This is a genomic window from Nocardia acidivorans NBRC 108247 (assembly GCF_001625085.1).
In the GTDB taxonomy this organism is placed as follows: Bacteria; Actinomycetota; Actinomycetes; order Mycobacteriales; family Mycobacteriaceae; genus Nocardia; species Nocardia acidivorans.
In genome coordinates, this window is sequence record NZ_BDAW01000058.1 from 1 (window position 1) to 21,345 (window position 21,345).

Here is a 21,345-nt window from a genome sequence, read left to right on the forward strand (position 1 = left end):
CGTTCTGCCGCAACATTGATGCGCGTTCTGCCGCAAGTTGTGTGCGCGTTCTGCCGTTACAGCCGTGCGCTTCCTGCCGACACCTGCACGGGCGTTTAGCCTGCGCGTTGATGATGAGTCGGCCGTTTGATCCGCAGTTGATTCGTTGTGGCCGGCCCGCTGGCGCGGTCGTGATCATCCGAGACCGCCAGACGAGCTTGGCCGGGAACCCACTGCACGGATCACGATGTCCGGCCCGTCTACCAGCATCGCGCGGTTCGTATGCTGGTAGACGGGCCCACTTCAACACAGAGCCGCAGTTCATCGACCGGGGGCTCTGTTGCTTTTCCGGCAATGCACGAACCTGGCAGGTGCCCTACGTTGTACCCTACGTTTATGAAGGCCAAAACGAGCGTGTACCTGGATCCCGAGCAGGCTGCCCGTCTCAAGGAGACTGCTGAAGCGACGGGGCGGTCGGAAGCCGATTTGATCCGTGAGGGGATCGACCTGGTGTTGCTGCGGTCGCACAGGGTCCAGCGCACCCGTCCGTGGCCGTCGTTCGATTCCGGCGATCCCGGGTTCGCCGCCAACAGTGAGGAATTGCTCGGCGAGGCATACGGCGAGTGAGCTTCTTCATCGCCGATACCTCGGCCATCATCGCCGCGTACGACCGTGCCGCTGAACTGCACGAGCAGGCCCGTGAATTCCTCGCCACCTCTGTCGCGGTTATCTCGCCACTCGTGCTCGACGAGGTCGATCATTTGCTCACTGCACGGTTCGGAAAAGACCGCAGGACAGCCGATCTGGTACTCGACGATCTGCTCACGTCGGCTGAGGAGGGTTCGGTGCTCGTGCCACCGGTAGACCGTGATGACCTCCGGGTCGCTCAGAAAATCATCGAACAGTATCGCGGGCTCCGGCTCGACCTGGCCGACGCGGTCACGGTCGTGCTCGCCGAGCGTTACCTCACCAATGACATATTGACGTTGGATGAGAAGGACTTTCGCGCCGTTCGGCCCCTGACACCCGCTCGCTCGTCGTTCCGGCTCTTGCTCCAGGGTGATTAAACCGCCGACAATCGCGGTCGGGTATCCACCGCCCGGATCATAATGTCCAGCCCGTTGACCAGCACCGCACGGTTCGTATGTTGGTCCGTCAGGTCCACACATAAAAACCCCTGGGCCGACGGTCCTGGGACTTTCGTTACGGCCGTCGAGTCACAGGCCGGACACGCCTAGCAAGGGAGAAACCGGGCATGTTCGCGCAGTTTCAGAACGCGTGTTCGAATGAGTCGCTACGTTTTTGGCGTGCCATCCATCCGCCACGAGATTCCGTTGCAGTTGTTGCGCAATCGCCCCGATGTCGCACCTCGCATTGCCCGGACTGTATTCGGTCTCGCGATTCCAGACCTGCCGTGCTGGCGGCCGGGTCCCGAGACGGTCACCTTGCTGTCTCCCGGAGAACTGCATCTGGATCTCGTGCTTGTCGGCACGAACGCCGACAAGCCTGAGTTCGCGATCATTCATGAAGTCCAAAACTCCTGCCGCACTCCAGAACTCGAACGCATCGCGCTGAGCTGGCCCGCCTATGTCACCCACGTACGCCAACGGCTGGGCTGCCCGGTCGTGCTGCTGGCGTTCTGTCCCGACGAACGAACCGCCCGCAGAGTCGCGCTCCCCGTCGAAACCGGGCACCCCGACTTCGTTTTCCGACCCCGCACCTACTGGCCGGGAATGCTGCCCGCGATCACCACCGTCGCCGAGGCCGACCGATGGCCCGAGCTCGCACTGCTGTCCGCGCCAGGGCACCTGAGCGATCCTGAGCGCCGCAACGTCCTCACCATGGTCCTCGAGGCGATGCATCACCTCGAGCCCGATCTGCGTGTCCACTACCATGACTACATCAGCACATGCGTACCTGACCGGTACCGAAAGGAGTGGGAGGAGCTCGTGGCCATGGCAATCGAGAACTACCACTGGGAGAGCGACTTCGCACACGAACACCAGGCCATCGGCCGGGCCGAAGGCCGGGCCGAAGCGCTGGCGGGGTCCGTCCTGCGGATTCTGGATCGCCGCGGACTCGCGGTCGGCGAGGCCGACCGCGCACGCGTTACGGGCTGTTCGGACCTAGATCAATTGATGCACTGGCTTGATCTGGCCCTTGTCGTGGACTCTGCCAAGCAGATCTTCGACCTCGATGCACACCCACAGAACGGAACGGGATAGCGGGATAGTCAACCACCACCGCGCGGTCCGGATGCCGGTCCCTGAGCTCCACAAGTAGCAAAAACCGTCCGTGTCCTCTTCGGAGGTCGCGGGCGGTTTGGTATCTCACGAGCCGCGAAGAACCCCGGACCCCGGTCCACATCCGCAGCTCGTCCGCCGCGGCCGCGAGTGCCGACCGCGCTGGCATCGTTCCGCGAACGACGCGAGGTAATCCGGAGAGAGGGCCAGGCTCGCGCTCGGCGGGAATCGCCATGGCCTACAAGCTCATCGAAGCCGCCCAGGCCCGCTGGCACAAGGTTACAGATCGCCGGATACGCCCGTTGCTTGTGGAAGCGGCGCTCTACGCGTGGCTGCTGCCGCAGTATCGCGCAGCACTTCGGGCGCATCGGACCTGACTTCGACCTCACAGGGAAGTACGCGCCGTGTGCCCACGGGTTTGACCTAGAGCGCGGTCCATAGACAGCCAAGGTGATGACCCCGCCGGGAATAACTGGACACTCTGCCCACTTATATCGTCCACGACCCTGCTCGAGACAGAACAGAAGGCACAGATGGGCAGAACATCCAGCGCCGCAATAAGAATCGGCGTCGTCATCGTCCCGGACGACCGGTGGGCGGCGGCGCGGAACAGGTGGCGGCGCGCCGAACAGTACGGCTTCGACCACGCGTGGACCTACGATCACCTCGGTTGGCGGCACTACAGCGACGGGCCCTGGTTTGCGGCGGTGCCGACGCTGGCCGCCGCCGCGGCGGAGACCACGACGATCCCGTTGGGAATCTTCGTCGCGACGCCGAACTTCCGGCATCCGATTCCGTTCATGCGTGAGTTGAACACGCTCGACGACATCTGCGGTGGGCGTTTCGTTCTCGGCCTCGGCGCCGGGGACGACGGGTATGACGCGGAGGTGCTGGGCGGCTCACCGTTGAGCCGGCACGCGCGTGTCGACCGTTTCGCCGAATTCGTCACCGCTTTGGACGGCGCGCTGACGGTCGACGGGTTCAACCACGCGGGCCGGTTCTTCACCGCCCGTGGCTCGCGGAATCTGCCGGGAACGTTGCGCCGGCCACGACCGGATTTCGTTGTGGCGGCGAATAGTTCGCGAACAATGCGGTTGGCGATCCGTTACGGGGCCGGATGGGCCACCACCGGCGTGCCCGCGCAGACGCAGGGCGAATGGTGGCGAGGTGTGGGCGGCCGCACCGCCATGTTCGATTCCGAGGTCGAGCGTGCCGAGCGTGCGCCGGATTCGATCGACCGCTACCTCAACCTCGACGCGGCGCCGGAATCTCCTGTGCGCAGCGTCAGAGCATTCGAGGACACACTGGGCCGAGCCGTCGAACTCGGTTTTACCGACGTGGTGATGCGTTGGCCCACAGCGGATTCCGATGGTTCGGCGGCGGAGGCGATCTTCGAGCGCATCGCGGGGGAAGTGCTGCCTACCCGGCCAGATCAGTCGGTGTGACAGGTCAGGTCGGTCTCGGGCAGATCACCACCGCGCAGCTAGGTTTCAACAGCCGGGCTCACACAGTGCTCGGGACGGTGAATGACTGTGCGCGATGACTTCTCGCAGGGTTACCAGCCGTCTGCGAGCGGTTTTCTGGAACTGTCCGTACTCAAACTTCATCGCGAACAACATGGTGCAGTTCTTCATCGGCGGGTGGGACATTCAGATAGTCGGCGCATCCTGGGCGCTCTCCTATGAGCTGGTGTTCTATCTGTTTCTGTCATTGCCGCTGATCGGCGGGCTCAACCGTTTGATGGCGCGGTTACGTGCTTATCGTCGAGGTCGACAGAATCCAGCCGCCCGTCGAAGGCGGCGACGCCCGAATCACATTCCGCGCTCTCGGCGAGCTTCCATACGCTCGCCGATCACAACGGCGCGAGGTTCATGCGTGCCGGGCGGGGCCGCTGCCCGCGCCGGAGACTTCGATGGCGGTGGCGATCTCGGCGACGGTGCGGTGGTGGCGGGCGGCGATCGGCCGAAGTGCCTCTACCAGTTGCAGATTGGCGGACACGGGCGGTCGGCCTCGGGGAGACCTGCGATGGCCTTGCCGACCAGTTCCTCGGCGTGACCGAGGCCGTACACCGCGGCGGTGTCGATCCAGTTGACGCCGGAGTCGATCGCGTGCCGGATGGCGGCGACCGATTCGGCATCATCGGTGGCGCCCCACCCGAAGGTCCATCCCGAGCCCGAAACGGCCCACGAGCCGAAGCCCATTCGGGTGATCTCCACCGGTGCGGCCGAGTGTGACAGTCATGAGTGCTGTGCTCCTGTGAATCGGAAAGCCGGATTCCTTCCGGCGGATCCAACTTTCGGCGATTTCCACCGGGCCAGGCAGTAAGTACCGCGCACTGCCTAGGCACACCGTGACCAGTGTTCTTGAAAGAAGCACCTTGCATATACGTATACTTCTACATATAGTCGGAGGTATCGGAAGCACGATCGCACCGATTTCATGAATCAACCGGTTCACGCCGAAGGAGTACAGCCATGCCCACATTCGAGACCCCCGGGCCGATCGCCATCACCGCGGACATCCCCTCCGGTGAGGTCAGGGTCATCGCCTCCGACCGCACCGACACCGTCGTCACAGTCCGCCCCGCCGACCAGTCCAAGAAAGGGGATGTCCGCGCCGCCGAACAGATCCACATCGATTACGCCGCAGGGCATCTCACCGTCGACACCCCCAAGAGCTGGCGCACCTACGCCCCCTTCGGCGGCAACCCGACGATCGAGGTGATCATCGAGGCGCCCACCGGCTCCCAACTGAAGGCCACCGCCGCCGTGGGCCGTTTGTCCAGCACCGGCGAACTGAGCGACTGCACCCTCCAAATCGCCTCCGGCGATATCGAAATCGGCCGCACCACCGGTTCGGTCACCGCCAAAACCTCCCAGGGCGATATCCGCATCGCCGAAGCCACCAGAGGCACCCTGGACCTGCAAACCTCCATGGGCGAAGTAGAAGTCGGCATCACCCCCGGCAGCGCGGCCCAACTCGATTCCAACACCCATCACGGCAACGTCCAGAACCAACTACAGCCGATCTCCCCCACCACCAAGGACATAGTCCACGTCCACGCCCGAAACTCCTACGGCAACATCATCATCCGCCACGCCAACGCCGCCTGACCAACCTCCCGACCTGACGGCGGGGCCCAGGGCCCACCCCCCGTCAGCCGAGGGAACCATCCCGCACCGCAGCGGTGAACACAATCCACTCATCCGCCCCAAAAACAAGCGCGCCATCACCGGGACACTCCGAGTCCCGCACACCCACCGATCGGCCTTCCCGAGGTAGACATCGCCGCTGTTCGTACGGGATTCCCCACGCCGTACCTGCGCGATTTCGACGCGGCTCGGCGATCGACCGAGTTCGCTCGAGCCGAGTCACGGATTCAGTTGGGGGAGGGTGGATTTCAGGGTGGCAAGGGCGGCTCGGTAGAACTGGGGGCCGTAGGAGACGCGGGCCGCGCCCAGGGTGCGGAGGGTTGCGAGATCCAGGGAATCGCCGGTGTTGGCGTTTACCGAGGTGGGGGCTTGCTTGATGAAGGCTTCCAGGGATTGCTTGTCGCGCAGGGCTATTGGGTAGAGACAGTCGGCACCGGCGGCAGCGTAGAGGTGGGCGCGGTGGAGGGCTTCGGGGAGGCGGGCGGCGGGTGGGAGAGCGCTGGCGGGGAGGAAGGCGTCGATTCTGGCGTTGACTACCAGGGGGATGCCGGTGGCATCGGCGGCGGATCGGACGGCGGCGAGCCAATCGGCGTGGGCGCGAGGGTCTTTGAGGGTGCCGGTGTGGTGGTCGGTGTCTTCCAGGTTGCAGCCGACGGCGCCCAGGTCCAGGAGGCGGTCCACCAATTCGGTGGGGGGTAGGCCGTATCCGGCTTCGGCGTCGACCGTTACCGGGAGATCTACGGCGCGGGCTATGCGGGAGGCGGCGGCGAACATCTCCTGCCAGGGAGCTATCTCGCCGTCTGGGTAGCCGAGCATGGCGGCGATGGCGTTGCTGGCGGTGGCGATGACCGGAAAACCGGCTTCGGCGACTATCGCGGCGCTGGCGGCATCCCAGACATTGGGAAGTATCAGCATTTCGCCGGTGTGCAGGTCACGCAGGGTTTGGGCTTGGGCCTTCAGGTCGGTCACGGGCGCGTCCTCTCCTCGAGAAATTTTCCCTACCCGGTAGGACCGGATCCGGCCGCAGAACTCGTCGAGCGAGCAGCCGGTTCGTTGTGCTCACAGTGGTGAGCGTCGCAGAGTGGGGGTCGGCTGTCGCGGTAGTGGGAAAGCCGCACATACACTGGTCGGGAAAGTTGCGAGGGTGTGCCGATTCGTTTGCCGATGCCGAACGGAGCCCATGGGTAGCAGCGTTGATCTGTTGAAATCGTGGTGGCGGGATACCGGTAACCATCACTGGCTGGCGCATGTGCTGGCCTCGCATTCGGTGCTGCGCTGGCAGCGCTGGACGGTGGGGGCGGGCGGTATCCTGCTCGCCGTCATCGGGACCACCACCGCACTGTCCTCGGCCGGACCCACCGATACGTTCGGATTGTCGGTCTTCGGCGTGGTGATCACCGGGGCACTGCTGTGGGCGCTGCGCTGGTGGTTCCTGCCGTGGCCGAGCACCGTCGAATCACTGGCATTGTTCGCCGCGGCCGATATCGCGATCACGGCCTGCTGTCTACAGGATTCGGATCGGGTCTACAGCTCGGTCGGGGCAATGCTGCTGGTGGTCCCCGGCTGCTATCTCACCTTCTTCCACGGCCCGAAGGTGCTTGCGGCGCACGCACTGTGGTCGCTGCTGTCTGTGATCGTGCTGACCTGGCGCATGGTGGCCGCGGGCGGGGACGCGTATCTCGCCGTGGCCATCGTGCTCATCATGATCGCGGCGGTGGTGCTGTCCCTGCCCTCACTGCAGTTCATGTTCTGGCTGGTGCAGTCCGAATCGATCTCGGATCCGCTGACCAAACTCTTGAATCGGCGCGGCTTGGAGTTCCAACTCGACCGGCTCTTCGAGGCCAGGGACGGGGCCGAGATCTGCGTCATGATCGCGGACCTGGACCAGTTCAAGAGCGTCAACGACCGCTTCGGTCACTCCATGGGCGATGAGGTGCTGATCCGCACCGCCCAACTGCTCCAGTCCTGCGATACCGCCGATCTGGTGACGGCCCGCTCCGGCGGTGAGGAGTTCACCGTGGTGGGACAGCTCACCACCGAACGGGCACTGGCCGCGGCCGAATCGTTCCGGCAGGCGGTCGCCGCCGATCACATCATTCCGGTGACCATCAGCATCGGCATCGCCGTGTTCGATCCGGCCGACAGCGCCGGCACTCCGCGGCCGACCCCCGAGGAGCTCGTCCAATGCGCCGACGAGGCCATGTACCAGGCCAAGGCCGGTGGCGGCGACCGCGTCGTGGTGGGTGAGTTGATCAGCCGCGCCCCCGCCGAACCGGCTTAGAGTTTCCGGCCTCCCGGGTGCCGAGCGGGCTGTGGACGGCGAATCGCCAGGCACCGTCGGCATTTCGGCGAACCACATTCGCGGTAGAACCGGCCGGGGCGATCCGGCGACGGGCGCATCGTGCTGTTCACCGATGCGGTGGCCTTGCGTACCCGGCGCACCATTGCCGCGGGCGTGGCGCGGCTGTCCGAGCAGGCGGCGAACTTCGCCGAGTTCGCGTTCGCGGCCCTGGAACTGCCCCGGCGCTAGCCTAAACCGCCTAGCGCCGACCGTCGGGCTGAATCCGAACTCGAATTTCCCCCGTTCAGCACCCGTTTTGCTCGAATTCCTTTCCATGAAGACTGGAATGAGTCATACTTCGGAATGTGTCCACAGCAGCTGATTTCGGGCGCATGCTGCGCGAGGTCGACCTTCGGGTGACCGCGCCGCGCGTTGCGGTGCTCTCCGCTGTGCACGCCCACCCCCACTCCGATACCGATTCGATTCTGCGCCGCGTCCGCGAGACCCTCGGAACCGTCTCCCACCAGGCCGTCTACGACGTGCTGCGGGCACTGACCGACGCCGGTCTGCTGCGCCGCATCCAGCCCATGGGCTCGGTGGCGCGCTATGAGACCCGCGTCGGCGACAACCACCACCACGTGGTCTGCCGCTCCTGCGGCGTCATCGCCGATGTCGACTGCGCCGTCGGCGAGGCACCCTGCCTGGCTCCTTCGAACGGCAACGGCTTCGTCCTGGACGAGGCCGAGGTCATCTACTGGGGCCTGTGCCCCGACTGCTCGACTGCCCAGACGGCGGCACCCCAGCCGTCCCACTCGTGATCACAGCCCGATCCACCCTTCGAAAGGAAATGCCCCGTGGCACAGGAACATCCGCCCATCGGTGAGGCCAATACCGAACCCGCCGCCGGCTGCCCGGTCGCGTCCAGCCGCCTCAAGCCCCCGGTCGAAGGCGGCAGTAACCGTGACTGGTGGCCCAACCAGCTGAACCTGAAGATCCTGGCCAAGAACCCGGCCGAGATCAATCCGTTCGGCCCGGATTTCGATTACGCCGCGGAGTTCAAGACCCTCGATCTGGCCGCGGTCAAGGCCGACATCGTCGAGGTCATGCACACCTCGCAGGAGTGGTGGCCCGCCGACTTCGGGCACTACGGCCCGTTCTTCATCCGGATGGCCTGGCATGCCGCGGGCACCTACCGCATCAATGACGGCCGCGGTGGAGCCGGTGCGGGCATGCAGCGTTTCGCGCCGCTGAACAGCTGGCCGGACAATGCCAGCCTGGACAAGGCGCGCCGCCTGCTCTGGCCGGTCAAGGTCAAGTACGGCCGCAAGCTCTCCTGGGCCGACCTCATCGTCTACGCGGGCAATGTGGCGCTCGAGGATATGGGCTTCCAGACCTTCGGCTTCGGCGGCGGACGCGTCGACCAGTGGGAGCCCGAGGAGGACGTGTACTGGGGTCCCGAGCACGAGTGGCTCGGCGGCGACGCCCGCTACACCGGCCAGCGCGATCTCGAGAACCCGCTCGCCGCGGTGCAGATGGGCCTGATCTACGTCAATCCCGAAGGCCCCAACGGCAATCCGGATCCGCTGGCCGCGGCCGCCGATATCCGCGAGACCTTCCGCCGCATGGCCATGAACGATGTGGAGACCGCGGCGCTCATCGTCGGCGGCCACACCTTCGGCAAGACGCACGGCGCGGGCCCGGCCGATCACGTCGGCCCCGAGCCCGAGGCCGCCCCGCTGGAGGAGCAGGGCCTGGGCTGGAAGTCCAGCTTCGGCACCGGCGTCGGCAAGGACGCCATCACCTCCGGTCTCGAGGTCACCTGGACCCCGACCCCGACCAAGTGGGACAACAGCTTCCTGGAGACCCTGTACGGCTACGAGTGGGAGCTCACCAAGTCCCCCGCCGGCGCGAACCAGTGGGTCGCCAAGGACTCGGAGGCGATCATCCCGAACGCCTTCGACTCATCCAAGAAGCAGCTGCCGACCATGCTGACCACCGACCTGTCCATGCGGATCGATCCGATCTACGAGGCGATCACCCGCCGCTGGCTGGAGAATCCGGCCGAGCTGGCCGACGAGTTCGCCAAGGCCTGGTACAAGCTGACCCACCGCGATATGGGACCGATCGTGCGCTACCTCGGCCCCGAGGTGCCCTCCGAGGTGCTGCTCTGGCAGGACCCGGTTCCGGCGGCCCCGGCGCAGGTCATCGGTGCGACCGAGATCGCGGCGCTCAAGTCGCAGATTCTCGCGTCGGGTCTGACCGTGCCGCAGCTGGTTTCGACCGCGTGGGCGGCGGCCTCGTCGTTCCGCGGCAGTGACAAGCGCGGTGGCGCGAACGGCGGCCGTATCCGCCTGGCCCCGCAGAGCGGCTGGGAGGTCAACAACCCGGACGAGCTGGCCCAGGTCATCCGCACCCTCGAGGGCGTGCAGGAATCCTTCAATGCCGGTGGCGGCGTTCAGGTTTCGTTCGCCGACCTGGTGGTGCTGGGCGGCGTGGCAGCGGTCGAGCAGGCCGCCAAGGCCGCCGGGTTCGATATCGAGGTGCCCTTCACCCCGGGCCGCACCGATGCCACCCAGGAGCAGACCGATGTGGAGTCGTTCTCGGCGCTCGAGCCGGGTGCGGACGGCTTCCGCAACTATGTCGCCAAGGGCAGCCGCCTGCCGGCGGAGTACCTGCTGCTGGACAAGGCGAACCTGCTCACCCTGAGCGCACCGGAGATGACCGTGCTGGTCGGCGGTCTGCGTGCGCTGGGCGCGAATTACAATGGCTCCACCCTCGGTGTCTTCACCGACAACCCGGGCACGCTGACCAACGACTTCTTCGTGAACCTGCTCGATATGGGCACGAAGTGGGAGCCCACCTCCGCGGACGCGGAGACCTTCGAGGGCAAGGACCGCGCCACCGGTGCGGCCAAGTGGACCGGCAGCCGGGTCGACCTGGTCTTCGGCTCCAACTCCCAATTGCGTGCGTTGGCAGAGGTTTACGCCACCGACGATGCCAAGGAGAAGTTCGCGCAGGACTTCGTCAAGGCGTGGGACAAGGTCATGAACCTGGACCGGTTCGACATCTGACAGTCGTTCCCCGATAGCGCCGCGGACCCACAAGGTCCGCGGCGCTTTCGTTGTCGGGTCCAGTCGCGCGAAGGCTCAGGCCGGTTGTGGTGCGGGGGTGGTCAGTACGCAGCGGGTGCGTGAGTAGATGGTGGGCATGCACTTGTTGCAGTGGATGCAGAGGGAGGGGGTGCCGGCGTCGGCGCGCATGCGGTTGGGGAGGTCGGGTTCGCGGAGTAGGGCGCGGGCCATGGCGACGAAGGAGAAGCCTTCCGCCAGAGCGCTTTCGATGGTTTCGCGCTGGGTTATGCCGCCGAGCAGAATGAGCGGGAGAGCGACCTGGGAGCGGAACTGGCGGGCCTGATCCAGGAGGAAGGCTTCGCGGAAGGGATACTCGCGCAAGAATTTTCGCCCCGCCAGGCGCATACCCCAGCTCATCGGCGGCGGGAAGGCGGCGGCGAATTCACGGCGGGGGGCGTCGCCGGTGAAGAGGTACATGGGGTTGAGCAGGGAGCTGCCGGCGGTGAGTTCGAGGGCGTCCACGGTGCCCTCGGCCTCTAGCCACTGGGCCACCTGGACCGATTCGTCGAGCCAGAAACCGCCCGGCACACCATCGTCCATGCTGAGTTTGGCGGTGACGGCTATGCGGTCGCCGACTGCTTCGCGAACGGCGCGGGCGACCTCCAGGGCCAGGCGGGCGCGCTTGCGGGTGGAGCCACCGTACTCGTCGCGGCGGCGGTTCAGCATCGGGCTCAGGAATGAGCTGACCAGGTAGTTGTGGCCGAAATGTATTTCCACGGAATCGAATCCGGATTCGATGGACAGGGTGGCGGCATTCGCGTGCGCGGCGACCACCCGAGCGAGTTCGGCCTTGTCGGCGCGGCGCATCATGCGCATGCCGAGCGGGCTCGGAATACGGTGCGGCGCAACGGCGGGCAGCCGATTGGAGGCGGCATTGGCGACCGGTCCGGCATGGCCGATCTGGGCGGCGACCGCCGCGCCCGCAGCGTGCACGGCATCGGTGAGGCGGCGCAGGCCGGGGACGGCCTCGGGGCGCATCCAGATCTGATGCCGGTCGGTGCGGCCCTCGGGCAGCACCGCGCAGTACGCGACGGTGGTCATGCCCACGCCCCCGGCGGCATGCCGGACGTGGAAGTCGATCAGATCCTCGGTGACCAGCGCCTTGGGCGTCGCGCCTTCGAAGGTGGCGGCCTTGATGATTCGATTCGGCAGCGTTATCGGTCCCAGTCGGGCCGGGGCGAAGATTTCGGTCACGGTTGCACAAGTCCTGCCGCTACAAAGGATTTCAGGGTTCGGACCGGAATGCGCCGGTCGCGCGGTGTGGCGGAGAGCGGATCGCCGAAGTACTCCAGAATCAGGGTGAAGGCCAGGCCCCAGCGTCCCGCCGCCTCGCGTTCGGTGAGCTCCGGGCGCACCGCGAGCAGCAACTCCACCCACGGATCCGTGGCGAACCACTGTGCGCTCCACGCCTGTTCGCGCCCGCCCAGCACCACGCGCGCCAGCAGATTGAGCCGCAGCCGCCCCACCGGATCGGCGGCGAGCTCCGCGAGCGGATCCACCACCTCGTCGATGAGTTCGGCGATGGAGGGCACCCAGCCCGCCCGCCGCCGCGCCAGCGCCGCATCCAGTCGCACCCGCCAGATCGGCCCGAGCCGCTCCTCCAGCAGTGCCGAGACCAGCGCCTGCTTCGAGCCGAAGTGATAGTGCACCGAGGCCGGATTCATCCCCGCGGCCGTATTGACCGCGCGCACGGAGACCGCGTCGTACCCGGATTCCAGGAAGAGCCGCTCCGCGACCGTCAGCAATTTCTGCCGCGTGGACAGATCGTCGTTCACTCGCACCACGCGCCCAGTAGAACACGATTCAATCGACGTTTCAATCACTGATTGAAAAAGGTGCGCCCAGTCGAGCGGATGCGCTCGGCGATGCTGGGGCGTGGCGCCGCCGGGGCCGAGTAGGTCGATGGTGCCGCCTGGTTCGGCGGCGGATTCGCGAGCACGCCAAGACCCGCATCGCCGGGTACCAGGCGCCGCGCAGTATCGATATGGTGGACGCGCTCCCGGTCTCCGGTGCCGGCAAGATCCTCAAACGCGATCTGCGCCGGCGGTATTGGGATGCCGACGGCCGACAGCTGAACTGACCGAGGGCATCGCGGCTACCAGGTCGACGGCGGCGCGGTATCGAGACCGAGGAACTCGGGTGTCACCGCCGTCAGCTGCGGGCGCTTGGGCAGGACGAAATCACCCGAGGAGCGCCCGCGCACCCGACGACCCACCCAGGGCACGAAATGATCGGCGACCCAGCGCAATTCGGCGGCGACCCGCTCCAGCGGCCGCGGCTGGGTCAGGATCGGCGGCAACGGATCGCGCCAGCAGGCATCCGCCCCGGGCACCGCGAGGGTCTCGGCCACCGCCTGCGCCACGATTTCATGCCCGAGCGGACTCAGATGCAGCCGATCATCGGCCCAGGCCCGCGGATCGGAGGTGGTGCGGACGGGTTCGAAATCGACCAGCGTCACATCGTATTTCGCCGCCAGCAACCGCATTTCGGCATTCATGGCGCGCACCCGCCCGGAGAGCGGGCGCACCATCGGAGCCACACTGCCGATATCGGGGAAGGTGAAACTGATGACCCGCGCACCCGCCTCGGTCAGCGCCGCCACCATGGCCTCGATATCGGCGAGCGTGGCCGCCTGATCGAAGCGCGGCCGAATGAGGTCGTTCATCCCCGCGACGAGCGCCACCAGATCCGGTCGCAGCGCCAGCGCCGCCTCCAACTGCTCGGCGCGAATGCGCGCGGTGCGCCGACCCCGAATCGCCAGATTGGCGTAGAGCAGACCGGGATTGGCGGCGGCCAGTTTGCTCGCGAAGCGGTCCGCCCAGCCCCGGAGGCCACCGTGCTCGTCGGGGTCGCCGACACCCTCGGTCTGACTGTCACCGAGCGCGACGAAACGGCTGAAGGGCGGTGCGGATGCCATCCACAGATTCTCACCCGGCGATGGTGAAGTGCGAGAGACCGGCGATACCCGAGGTCAGGCAATAATTGGCGAACACTGCGCGAGACTTCCGCGATCACAGTCGAATCGATTCACGAATGTCGCAGGATCGCAAACCGTTCGGCCAGCGCATTCGCAGACAGCGTGGAATACTTCCGCGATATGCAGCCCAGAGGGTCGCGTCGCCGAAAGACGCACCCGAACCGCATGATCCGAGTAGCCGATGTTCGATAGTTACGACAGTGCCGAGGATCCCGAGTTGGCGCAGGCACGGGTCTTTCTGGCAGAGCTGGAAAAACACGCCGTGACGCTGGTCCGACGATTGCACAGCGGGGCCACACTCGAGGTCCGCCGATCCCTGGATGCCGAACTCGCCGCGGTGCATCGCTATGCGGATCGCATTCATCGCCGATTCCCGGGAATTGCCGTGCACCCCTTCCCCGGCACCCCCTCGGGTTCGCCGCCGCCCTAGCCATTCGCACCGCCCGGAATTGGCCTGGGCTGTCAATGCTCTGGCGAACCGCGACTCGACCGGGGCCGCAGCCGCCCGATCCGACCTGTCCGCCTGGTGAATTCCCGGAAATTCCATTCGTCGGCAAGATCTATTCTTCGAGGGCGCGGAGCACTCCGCCGAGCAATCGCCGGTGGCCGTCGAACTGCCCGGTGCGGCCGAATCCCATTCCGCCATAGGCGCTTACGCGCTCTCCGCCGCGCGCACGGTACATTCGACGACCTTTGCACAGGCCGGTCACCCCGGTGGGCTCGCCCCGTCACCGGCACAGCTCTTTTGGCCGGTACTACCGGCATCGGGGCCGTCTTCAAGTACCGGGTCACGGCCAAGGTGGTCGTGACCGGGGCGAATAGTGATCGGTTGGCAGTGTCACCGGCTGGCTGGCGACCGAGAACGTTCGATTGGGCTCGCACTGATCGGACCGGCCGAGTTCCGGTGCAGTTACTCGTATCAAGTGCGAACCGCCCGGCGGTCAGGAGACTTTGAACCAGCCGGCGGCCGGTCCATCCCGGGGTTCTGGTAATAGTCGCCGAAAAACAACGGATATGGCGTAAGTCCCTGGTCAGGCTGGGCGCCGCGTTGAGTTCAGCTCGGGACCGGTCGTCTGGCTGCTTGAGCACTCTGGCGTGAGGCCAGGCTGTCCGCGCGGGCTTGGCGTGAGTAGGGCTCGATTTAGTCAGTTACCTGCCCGATTCGCTTGAAAATAGCTAATGTGTTGCTGTCGTGGGGGTGGGATTCGGATCTGCAACCACATCAGGAGGCGTGACCGATGGCAGCTGAGAGCACTTCCGAAGCAGGACTTCCCGAGGTATCGGCACCGGCGGTGACGGCAGCTCGTCGCACCATTTCGGTGGACAACGTTCGAGCGTTCGCGTTTGCGAGCGGTGACACCAATCCGCTGCACGTCGATCCAGTCTATGCGCGGCGCGGCTCCGCGTTCGGTCGGCCGATCGTCCACGGCGCCCTGGTCGCGTTGTACGGCCTCGCGGCCCGTCCTGATTCGTTTGAGCGGCTTGCCGGTCAGCCGATCCGTGTGCGATTCCTGGCTCCCTGCTTCCCGGGTGAGGAACTCGAGGTCCTCGACAACGGGAGCACCGGAATCGTTGTCAGATCCATTGGACGCGTATGTGCGGAGATCTCCCTTGTCGATGTCCCACCGGTCTTTCCCGGGAGCACGGGCAAGGTCGACGAGGTCGTGAACGATCGAGACTTCGCGGATCGAGTGCCCGCGGTATGGACCATCGAGGAGCTGCATTCCGGGATGTCGATGTCGGTGCCCTATGCCGGGGATGACGCGCGCCTGTCGGAGCTGCTGGCCCAGTGGGGAGTCGAAGTCGACGACCCGCTTATTCGGCGGCGTGCACGTCTGCTGGCCTGGGCCAGTTTTGTTGCCGGTATGCGCGTGCCCGGATGTCAGGCGCTGGTCACCGGGTTCGTGGTGGTACCCGATGAGACTGTTCCGGGAGCGGTTGGGGCGGGCAGGGTAATCGTCACCGCAGTTGATGCCCGGTACGGTCTGGTCACGATCACCGGAGAACTGGCCGGGGTCGGCAGGGTTGTCGTGTCCGCCCTCGTTCGCCGCACGCCGGCCGCACTCGATCTGGACGCGCTCACGACGATGCTGTCCGCAGGGCCGAGGTTGACCGGGCGAGTCGCTGTGGTGGCCGGAGGCAGCCGAGGGCTTGGCGCGGCAATGGTGCACGGCCTGGCGGCACGGGGAGCGCTGGTCTACCTGCTGTATCGAGATTGCGTGGAAGACGCGCATCAGGTGGCGGCTGCGGCCGAGTCCGGCCCCGGGCAGGTCCGTGTCGTTCGGGCTGACGTGACCGACACCGAGGCGCTCACCAGGGTTCGCGAGGAGATCGCCGCCGAGCATGGCGGCGCGGATCTGCTTGTCCTGAACGCTTGCCCACCATTCCAGCCGGGAGAAGAAGGTGTGGCGGCTGCCGAATGGCAACGGCATGCCAACCGCATGGTCGACGCACCCCTGGGAATTCTGTCCGAGCTGCTCACTCAACGTTCTGGGCGCATCGTTCTGGTTTCCAGCACCGCCGTCATCGACTGCCCGCCGGGCTGGGACCACTACGCCGCGGTCAAGCGCCGGGCTGAACAGCAGGTGAGAGATTTCGCTGTCGCGAACGCGCTGGCCGCCCCGGTCATCGCCCGCCCACCGCGACTCGATACCGCCTACGTCGCCGGATCCACCAACTCGGCCGGTCTGCGAGTCGAACCTGTCGCCGCGCGCGTCGTCGGCGCGTTGAGCCAGCCCGTCGAAAACTCCACCACTACGGTCCTCTTACAAGAATTCGCTGATGTCCCGGGCGCACCGGAGACACCGCCGCAGTTCATGATCGCCGCGTCCTTCGTCACCGATCCACTCTCAGATCCGTTGCGGCGGTGGCTGGATCGGCTCGGGCTGACCATCGACGCGCATTTCGCCGGGTTCGGGCAGGTCTTTCAGGAACTGCTGATGCCGGGCAGTGAACTGTCCCGATCGCGCTGTGCGGCGGTGCTGATCCGTCCGGCGGATTGGCTCGAGGCCGGGGTGGACGGCATGGTCGCGGATTTCGCTGCGGCAGTGCGTGCTTTCACCGACCGCGCCGGCGTGCCGCTGCTGGTGCAGATCTGTCCGAGCCCTCCCGAGCATCGCGACCTCGACCAGCGTGTGCACAACGAGCTGTCTGTCCTGCTCGACTCGGTAGCCGGGGTCGATCTACTCGATATCGATGGCTGGCACGGCGGACTGGAGGTGTCGGATCTCCACGATGCGGCACGACTTCGAATGGCGCACATCCCTTATACCGCAGAGGGATACATCGCGCTGGCCACAGGGCTGGCGCGCGCACTGCACTCGGCCGTGGCACCCCCCTTCAAAGTCCTGGCACTGGACTGCGACAACACCCTATGGCACGGAGTAGCGGGCGAGGACGGTCCAGAGGGCCTGCAGCTCACGAAAGGGCATCGCGAGCTGCAACAATGGGCCGCCGAGCTGAGCGAGCAGGGTGTCGTGGTGGCGCTGGTGAGCAAGAACGATCCCGAGACGGTTGCCGAGGTATTCGCGCGCCGACCCGACATGCCTTTGCGCCCCGAGTTGGTCGCCGCCCGCGAAGTCGGCTGGGGCGCGAAACCACAGAGCCTGATCGACCTGACAGCCGGTTTGAACCTCGGGCTCGACAGCGTGGTCTTCTTGGATGACAACCCGGTCGAGGTGGCACAGATGCGTGCTCTGTGCCCCGCCGTCCTGACCTTGCAGGTCCCGACCGATTCCGACCAGCTCTCCGCGTTTCGGCGCAGGATCTGGGCACTGGACCGCCGGAACGTCACCGAGAACGATCGCCAACGCACCCAGCAATACCGGGCCGAGCACGAACGTCTGCAACTTCGCCGCACGTTGAGCTTCAGCGAATTCATCGACCGCCTCGAACTGCAGGTGCGGATCCTCCCTGCGGGGCCGCAGGATCTGCGCCGCGTAGCCCAACTGACACAACGCACCAATCAGTTCAACGCCAGCACCCGACGCCGACTCGAACCCGAACTACGCGCACTGCTCGCCGAACCCGGGGTCGGATGCCACGTGGTACACGCATCGGACCGATTCGGCGACCATGGCACCGTCGGGGTCCTCATCTCCCTGGTCCGGTCGGGAGAGCTCGTCGTCGACACGTTCCTGTTGAGCTGCCGCGTCCTGGGACGCGGCGTGGAGCACCGCATGCTCGCCGAATTGGGGCACCTCGCACACGCGGCGGGGTGCGGCGCGATCCGCGTCCAATTCCGGCCGACCACGAAGAACCAGCCCGTTCGCGACTTCCTCGCATCGATCGCGACACCATACGAAGTGGCGGACGGCACCGACTTCCTGCTGACGGCCGAGGCCGCTACACAGGCGCACTTCGACCCCGCCGCGATGGAATACTCGACCATCTCCTCGGGAAGCACTGCCCCCGCAGTGGCCACCGACCCACTGCGGTTCGACACCCTGCGCATGATCGCCGAGGAACTCTCGGATCTCGTTGCCGTGCGTGACTTCCTCGAGCCCGTCCGGGCGGACACGCCCCTCTCCTCCACCGGAATCATCGAGGAGAGCGAGATCGAGGCCGTGCGCTCGGCATTGTCGCGAGTAGCGAACGTGGCACCGGCCGTACTCACACCCGCCACTACTTTCACTGAACTGGGCTTGTCATCCATGACCATGGTCGAGGTCGCGGTGGAGCTGGAAACGCACTTCGGCGCAATGCATGTCGACGAACTGTATGAACATCGCACACTGGGAGACCTCGCGGCGGCGCTCGCCGATCGCATCCCGCCGCGTGACAGTGTTCCGACGGGTGGTCCAGCCCCGGTGCCGGAACCGGAGAGTAGCGCGCCGGCCGAGGCTCGACCGTCGCCGACCGACCGGACAGATGCCACAGTGCCCGATATCGAGATCGAGCTCTTGGTGGATAATGCCCGCACCGCGCTGACCGAATTCACGCAACTATCCCAGCAAGCCGTCGATAACATCGTCCAGAATGCCGCGCTCGCAGCCCTGGACCGGCACCTGGAGCTCGCCCAACTCGCTGTGACGGAGACGGGCAGAGGTGTCGTCGAGGACAAGTCGATCAAGAATGTCTATGCGAGCGAACACATCGCCCATAGCCTTGCCGGACTTCGGACGGTGGGGGTGGTGCGGCACGACGAGATCAGTGGTGTCACCGAAATCGCCGAACCGGTCGGGGTGATCGCCGCGATCACCCCGGTGACAAGTCCCACGGCCAGTGTCGTGTTCAAGGCACTCATCGCGCTCAAGACCCGCAACCCGATCATCTTCGCCTTTCATCACATGGCTCCCCGCTCGGGTGCGGCCGCAGCTGCCGCGGTGCGTGAGGCCGCCGTCGCGGCGGGCGCGCCCGCGGACTGCATTCAGTGGATCCAGACTCCGACGCGTGCGGCGAACACCGCGCTCATGTCTCATCCCGGTGTGTCGCTGATTCTGGCCACCGGCGGCAGTCAGGTCGTCACCGCCGCGTATTCCTGCGGTAAACCCGCGATCGGGGTCGGGCCCGGGAACACCCCCGCCTATGTCGCACCCGACGCCGATCTGGATCGCGTCGCCAACGATCTACTGCTATCGGTAACCTATGACAACGGAATGAGTTGTGCCGCAGAACAAGTCGCGATTATTGACAGTTCCGTCTGGGATGACACACTGCGGAGAATGGCAGGCCTGCACGCGCACGTCATCACCGACGAGGACCGCACCAAATTGGAGCGACTGATCTTCGATGCCGAATCGGGCACCCCCGACGCCGAACATGCGCAACGAACCCCCCGCATTGTCGGCCGCTCCGCGACCTGGCTGGCCGAGCACGCCGGCTTCACAGTGCCTGTCGACACACAGCTACTACTCGCCGAGGTCACGACCGTGGGGAAACTGGAACTGCTCACCCGGGAGAAGTCGTGCCCGATACTCGCGGTTATCCGCGCCAGCGATACCGAACACGCGATCCGACTGGCTCAACGTGTTCTCTCCCACCACGGGCGCGGCCATACCGCTGTGGTCCACACTCGCGACCAGGGGTTGGCCGTACGCTACGGGGCCGCGCTGCCCGCGGCCCGAATCGTCTGGAACGCGCCGGCTTCCCAGGGTGCGATCGGCGCTCTGTACAACGATTTCCTACCCTCGCTGACCCTCGGTTGCGGCAGCTGGGGCGGAAACTCCGTCGCGGGGAACGTCAGCGCGGTCCACCTACTGAATATCAGACGAATCGCCAAGCGCACCAACAATATCCAATGGTTCAAAGTGCCCCGCGAGATCTACTACGAACCTGGCTGTTTGCGTCATCTCACCGATATGCCAGGCATCGAACGCGCGGTAATCGTCACCGGCCCGACTCTGGCCCGTCTCGGATTTCCCGAAAAGGTCGCGACCGTGCTGCGCGGTCGTCCCCAGCCGCCGGCCATCAGCATCATCGACTTCGTCGAACCGGAGCCGAGCATCACCACCGCCCGCCGCGGCGCGGAGGTGATGCGCGGCTTCGAGCCTGACACGATCATCGCGATCGGTGGTGGCTCGGTAATGGACGCGGCCAAAATCATGTGGCTGTGGTACGAGCACCCCGACGCCGCATTCGAACACGCCAAAGCGCGCTTTCACGACATGCGGCAACGAACCTTCCGTTTCCCGCAGCTCGGCAGCCGGGCGCAACTGATCTGCGTCCCCACCACCTCCGGCAGCGGGTCGGAGATGAGTCCTTTTGCCGTCGTCACCGATCGTGACACCGGGCGTAAATACCCGATCGGCGACTACGCACTCACCCCGTCGGTCGCATTGGTCGATTCCGACCTGGTCCTGGATTTACCCGCCACGCTGGCCGCGGACTCCGGGTTCGACGCCTTGACACACGCCACCGAGGCGTTCGTGTCCGTCCACGCCAGTGACTTCACCGACGGCCTGTGTCTCAAGGCCATCGAAATGATCTTCACCAATCTGGAGAGTGCGGTCGCCGGTGACCCGGACGCGCGCGAAAAAATGCACAACGCGGCCGCGATCGCGGGCATGGCGTTCTCGAACGCCTTCCTCGGAATCGTCCACGCCATGTCGCATACCCTTGGTAGTACCTTCCATCTCGCACACGGCCGAACCAACGCTGTTCTGCTTCCGCACGTTGTCCGGTATAACGGCACCCCGCCAACCAAACTCACCGGCTGGCCCAAATACGAGAATTACCAAGCACCGCAACGCTTTCAGCAGATCGCCCGCATCCTCGGGCTACCGGCGGCCACCACCGAAGCAGCTGTGGAGTCCTATGCCGCCGCACTCGAGAAGCTTCGATCGGCGGTCGCGATTCCCGGCTCATTCGCCGAACTCGGCGTCGCGGAGGCCGACTTCATGGCTGCCTTGCCGCAGCAGGCCATCAACGCCTATGAGGACCAATGCGCCCCCGCCAATCCGCGCGCACCGATTCTCCGAGATATGCAGCGACTCATGACAGACGCCTATTTCTGGACGGCTGCGCCAGTCAATGCAAGTCACCCGCGACTGCGTCCCGAAACCGGCTCCGCCGCAACGACATAACCGGGGTGTCGCGTCGTGGCCGAGCCGCCGAAAGGTCCGTGACGAGCTCGAGTTCACAG

Annotated in this window: 19 protein-coding genes and 1 pseudogene; 13 read left to right on the forward strand and 7 right to left on the reverse strand. The window is 65.7% G+C overall.

Translation table 11 applies throughout. From position 1 onward, the window contains the following. Nucleotides 1-375 precede the first annotated feature (375 nt). From NA10_RS26430 to NA10_RS26445, 5 genes are all read left to right on the forward strand, one after another. Entirely contained in the window at nt 376-606 is a 231-nt protein-coding gene (locus NA10_RS26430) for a ribbon-helix-helix domain-containing protein (protein ID WP_067572747.1), read from the forward strand. Continuing rightward, nucleotides 603-1,046 (forward strand): type II toxin-antitoxin system VapC family toxin, encoded by a 444-nt coding sequence (locus NA10_RS26435; protein WP_169812648.1) that lies wholly within the window; start codon nt 603-605, stop codon nt 1,044-1,046. Before NA10_RS26430 ends, NA10_RS26435 begins: the two co-directional genes overlap by 4 nt. 240 nt (nt 1,047-1,286) lie before the next feature. Then, nucleotides 1,287-2,204: a hypothetical protein gene (locus NA10_RS26440; RefSeq protein ID WP_067572649.1), complete on the forward strand. Its 918-nt coding sequence runs from the start codon at nt 1,287-1,289 to the stop codon at nt 2,202-2,204. A 251-nt stretch (nt 2,205-2,455) separates the two neighbouring features. Beyond that, nucleotides 2,456-2,599, forward strand: coding sequence for a hypothetical protein (locus NA10_RS37085; protein ID WP_157556749.1), 144 nt, complete (start codon nt 2,456-2,458; stop codon nt 2,597-2,599). A 156-nt stretch (nt 2,600-2,755) separates the two neighbouring features. After that, nucleotides 2,756-3,667, forward strand: a complete 912-nt coding sequence (locus NA10_RS26445) for an LLM class flavin-dependent oxidoreductase (protein WP_174562554.1) — start codon at nt 2,756-2,758, stop codon at nt 3,665-3,667. Between the two features lie 424 nt (nt 3,668-4,091). Here NA10_RS26445 and NA10_RS39255 read toward each other — a convergent pair whose 3' ends face one another. After that, entirely contained in the window at nt 4,092-4,220 is a 129-nt protein-coding gene (locus NA10_RS39255) for a hypothetical protein (RefSeq protein ID WP_281180254.1), read from the reverse strand. After that, nucleotides 4,196-4,438 (reverse strand): aldo/keto reductase, encoded by a 243-nt coding sequence (locus NA10_RS26450; RefSeq protein ID WP_245677913.1) that lies wholly within the window; start codon nt 4,436-4,438, stop codon nt 4,196-4,198. Before NA10_RS26450 ends, NA10_RS39255 begins: the two co-directional genes overlap by 25 nt. A gap of 258 nt (nt 4,439-4,696) precedes the next feature. Here NA10_RS26450 and NA10_RS26455 point away from each other — a divergent pair, with 258 nt between their 5' ends. Next, nucleotides 4,697-5,335, forward strand: coding sequence for a DUF4097 family beta strand repeat-containing protein (locus NA10_RS26455; protein WP_067572653.1), 639 nt, complete (start codon nt 4,697-4,699; stop codon nt 5,333-5,335). Nucleotides 5,336-5,378: 43 nt separating this feature from the next. Here the strand turns inward: NA10_RS26455 and NA10_RS39615 are convergent, their stop codons facing one another. Together NA10_RS39615 and NA10_RS26460 are read right to left on the reverse strand one after the other, a co-directional pair. Then, entirely contained in the window at nt 5,379-5,597 is a 219-nt protein-coding gene (locus NA10_RS39615; protein WP_373862428.1) for a DUF397 domain-containing protein, read from the reverse strand. Then, nucleotides 5,594-6,343, reverse strand: coding sequence for an isocitrate lyase/PEP mutase family protein (locus tag NA10_RS26460; protein WP_084515266.1), 750 nt, complete (start codon nt 6,341-6,343; stop codon nt 5,594-5,596). The genes NA10_RS39615 and NA10_RS26460 overlap by 4 nt, the downstream gene beginning before the upstream one ends. A 211-nt stretch (nt 6,344-6,554) precedes the next feature. On the opposite strand from NA10_RS26460, the gene NA10_RS26465 reads away from it, so the two are divergent. The 4 genes from NA10_RS26465 (at nt 6,555) to katG (ending at nt 10,726) form a co-directional block, all read left to right on the forward strand. Beyond that, entirely contained in the window at nt 6,555-7,655 is a 1,101-nt protein-coding gene (locus tag NA10_RS26465; RefSeq protein ID WP_067572655.1) for a GGDEF domain-containing protein, read from the forward strand. A 120-nt stretch (nt 7,656-7,775) separates the two neighbouring features. Beyond that, the gene (locus NA10_RS39260) at nt 7,776-7,904 is read left to right on the forward strand and encodes a hypothetical protein (RefSeq protein WP_281180255.1); all 129 of its coding nucleotides are present in this window, start codon (nt 7,776-7,778) and stop codon (nt 7,902-7,904) included. Nucleotides 7,905-8,020: 116 nt separating this feature from the next. Next, a complete protein-coding gene (locus NA10_RS26470; protein ID WP_067572657.1) occupies nt 8,021-8,473 on the forward strand; it encodes a Fur family transcriptional regulator in 453 nt (150 codons plus the stop codon). A 36-nt stretch (nt 8,474-8,509) separates the two neighbouring features. Continuing rightward, nucleotides 8,510-10,726, forward strand: a complete 2,217-nt coding sequence (gene katG, locus NA10_RS26475) for a catalase/peroxidase HPI (RefSeq protein WP_067572659.1) — start codon at nt 8,510-8,512, stop codon at nt 10,724-10,726. 75 nt (nt 10,727-10,801) lie between these two features. On the opposite strand, the gene NA10_RS26480 is transcribed toward katG, so the two are convergent. From NA10_RS26480 to NA10_RS26490, 3 genes are all read right to left on the reverse strand, one after another. Continuing rightward, a complete protein-coding gene (locus NA10_RS26480) occupies nt 10,802-11,980 on the reverse strand; it encodes an NADH:flavin oxidoreductase (protein WP_067572661.1) in 1,179 nt (392 codons plus the stop codon). After that, the gene (locus NA10_RS26485) at nt 11,977-12,570 is read right to left on the reverse strand and encodes a TetR/AcrR family transcriptional regulator (protein WP_084515267.1); all 594 of its coding nucleotides are present in this window, start codon (nt 12,568-12,570) and stop codon (nt 11,977-11,979) included. The genes NA10_RS26480 and NA10_RS26485 overlap by 4 nt, the downstream gene beginning before the upstream one ends. A 311-nt stretch (nt 12,571-12,881) precedes the next feature. Further along, nucleotides 12,882-13,703, reverse strand: coding sequence for an SGNH/GDSL hydrolase family protein (locus NA10_RS26490; RefSeq protein ID WP_067572664.1), 822 nt, complete (start codon nt 13,701-13,703; stop codon nt 12,882-12,884). A gap of 241 nt (nt 13,704-13,944) precedes the next feature. Between NA10_RS26490 and NA10_RS26495 the strand changes: the two genes are divergently transcribed. The 3 genes and pseudogenes from NA10_RS26495 to adhE all read left to right on the forward strand — a co-directional run bounded on the left by NA10_RS26495 (nt 13,945) and on the right by adhE (nt 21,286). Continuing rightward, on the forward strand, nt 13,945-14,193 hold the full coding sequence (locus NA10_RS26495) for a hypothetical protein (protein ID WP_067572666.1): 249 nt from the start codon (nt 13,945-13,947) through the stop codon (nt 14,191-14,193). Between the two features lie 808 nt (nt 14,194-15,001). Beyond that, nucleotides 15,002-15,298, forward strand: a pseudogene (locus NA10_RS39620) (MaoC/PaaZ C-terminal domain-containing protein); the annotation flags it as partial. A gap of 129 nt (nt 15,299-15,427) precedes the next feature. Continuing rightward, nucleotides 15,428-21,286, forward strand: coding sequence for a bifunctional acetaldehyde-CoA/alcohol dehydrogenase (gene adhE / locus NA10_RS36000; protein WP_245677915.1), 5,859 nt, complete (start codon nt 15,428-15,430; stop codon nt 21,284-21,286). Nucleotides 21,287-21,345 lie beyond the last annotated feature (59 nt).

Bases quoted from the DNA above. Each gene is read 5' to 3' on its own strand.
- NA10_RS26430 (WP_067572747.1), top strand. From the start codon at position 376: ATGAAGGCCAAAACGAGCGTGTACCTGGATCCCGAGCAGGCTGCCCGT.
- NA10_RS37085 (WP_157556749.1), top strand. From the start codon at position 2,456: ATGGCCTACAAGCTCATCGAAGCCGCCCAGGCCCGCTGGCACAAGGTT.
- NA10_RS26445 (WP_174562554.1), top strand. From the start codon at position 2,756: ATGGGCAGAACATCCAGCGCCGCAATAAGAATCGGCGTCGTCATCGTC.
- NA10_RS26455 (WP_067572653.1), top strand. From the start codon at position 4,697: ATGCCCACATTCGAGACCCCCGGGCCGATCGCCATCACCGCGGACATC.
- NA10_RS26465 (WP_067572655.1), top strand. From the start codon at position 6,555: ATGGGTAGCAGCGTTGATCTGTTGAAATCGTGGTGGCGGGATACCGGT.
- NA10_RS26490 (WP_067572664.1), bottom strand. From the start codon at position 13,703: ATGGCATCCGCACCGCCCTTCAGCCGTTTCGTCGCGCTCGGTGACAGT.
- NA10_RS26495 (WP_067572666.1), top strand. From the start codon at position 13,945: ATGTTCGATAGTTACGACAGTGCCGAGGATCCCGAGTTGGCGCAGGCA.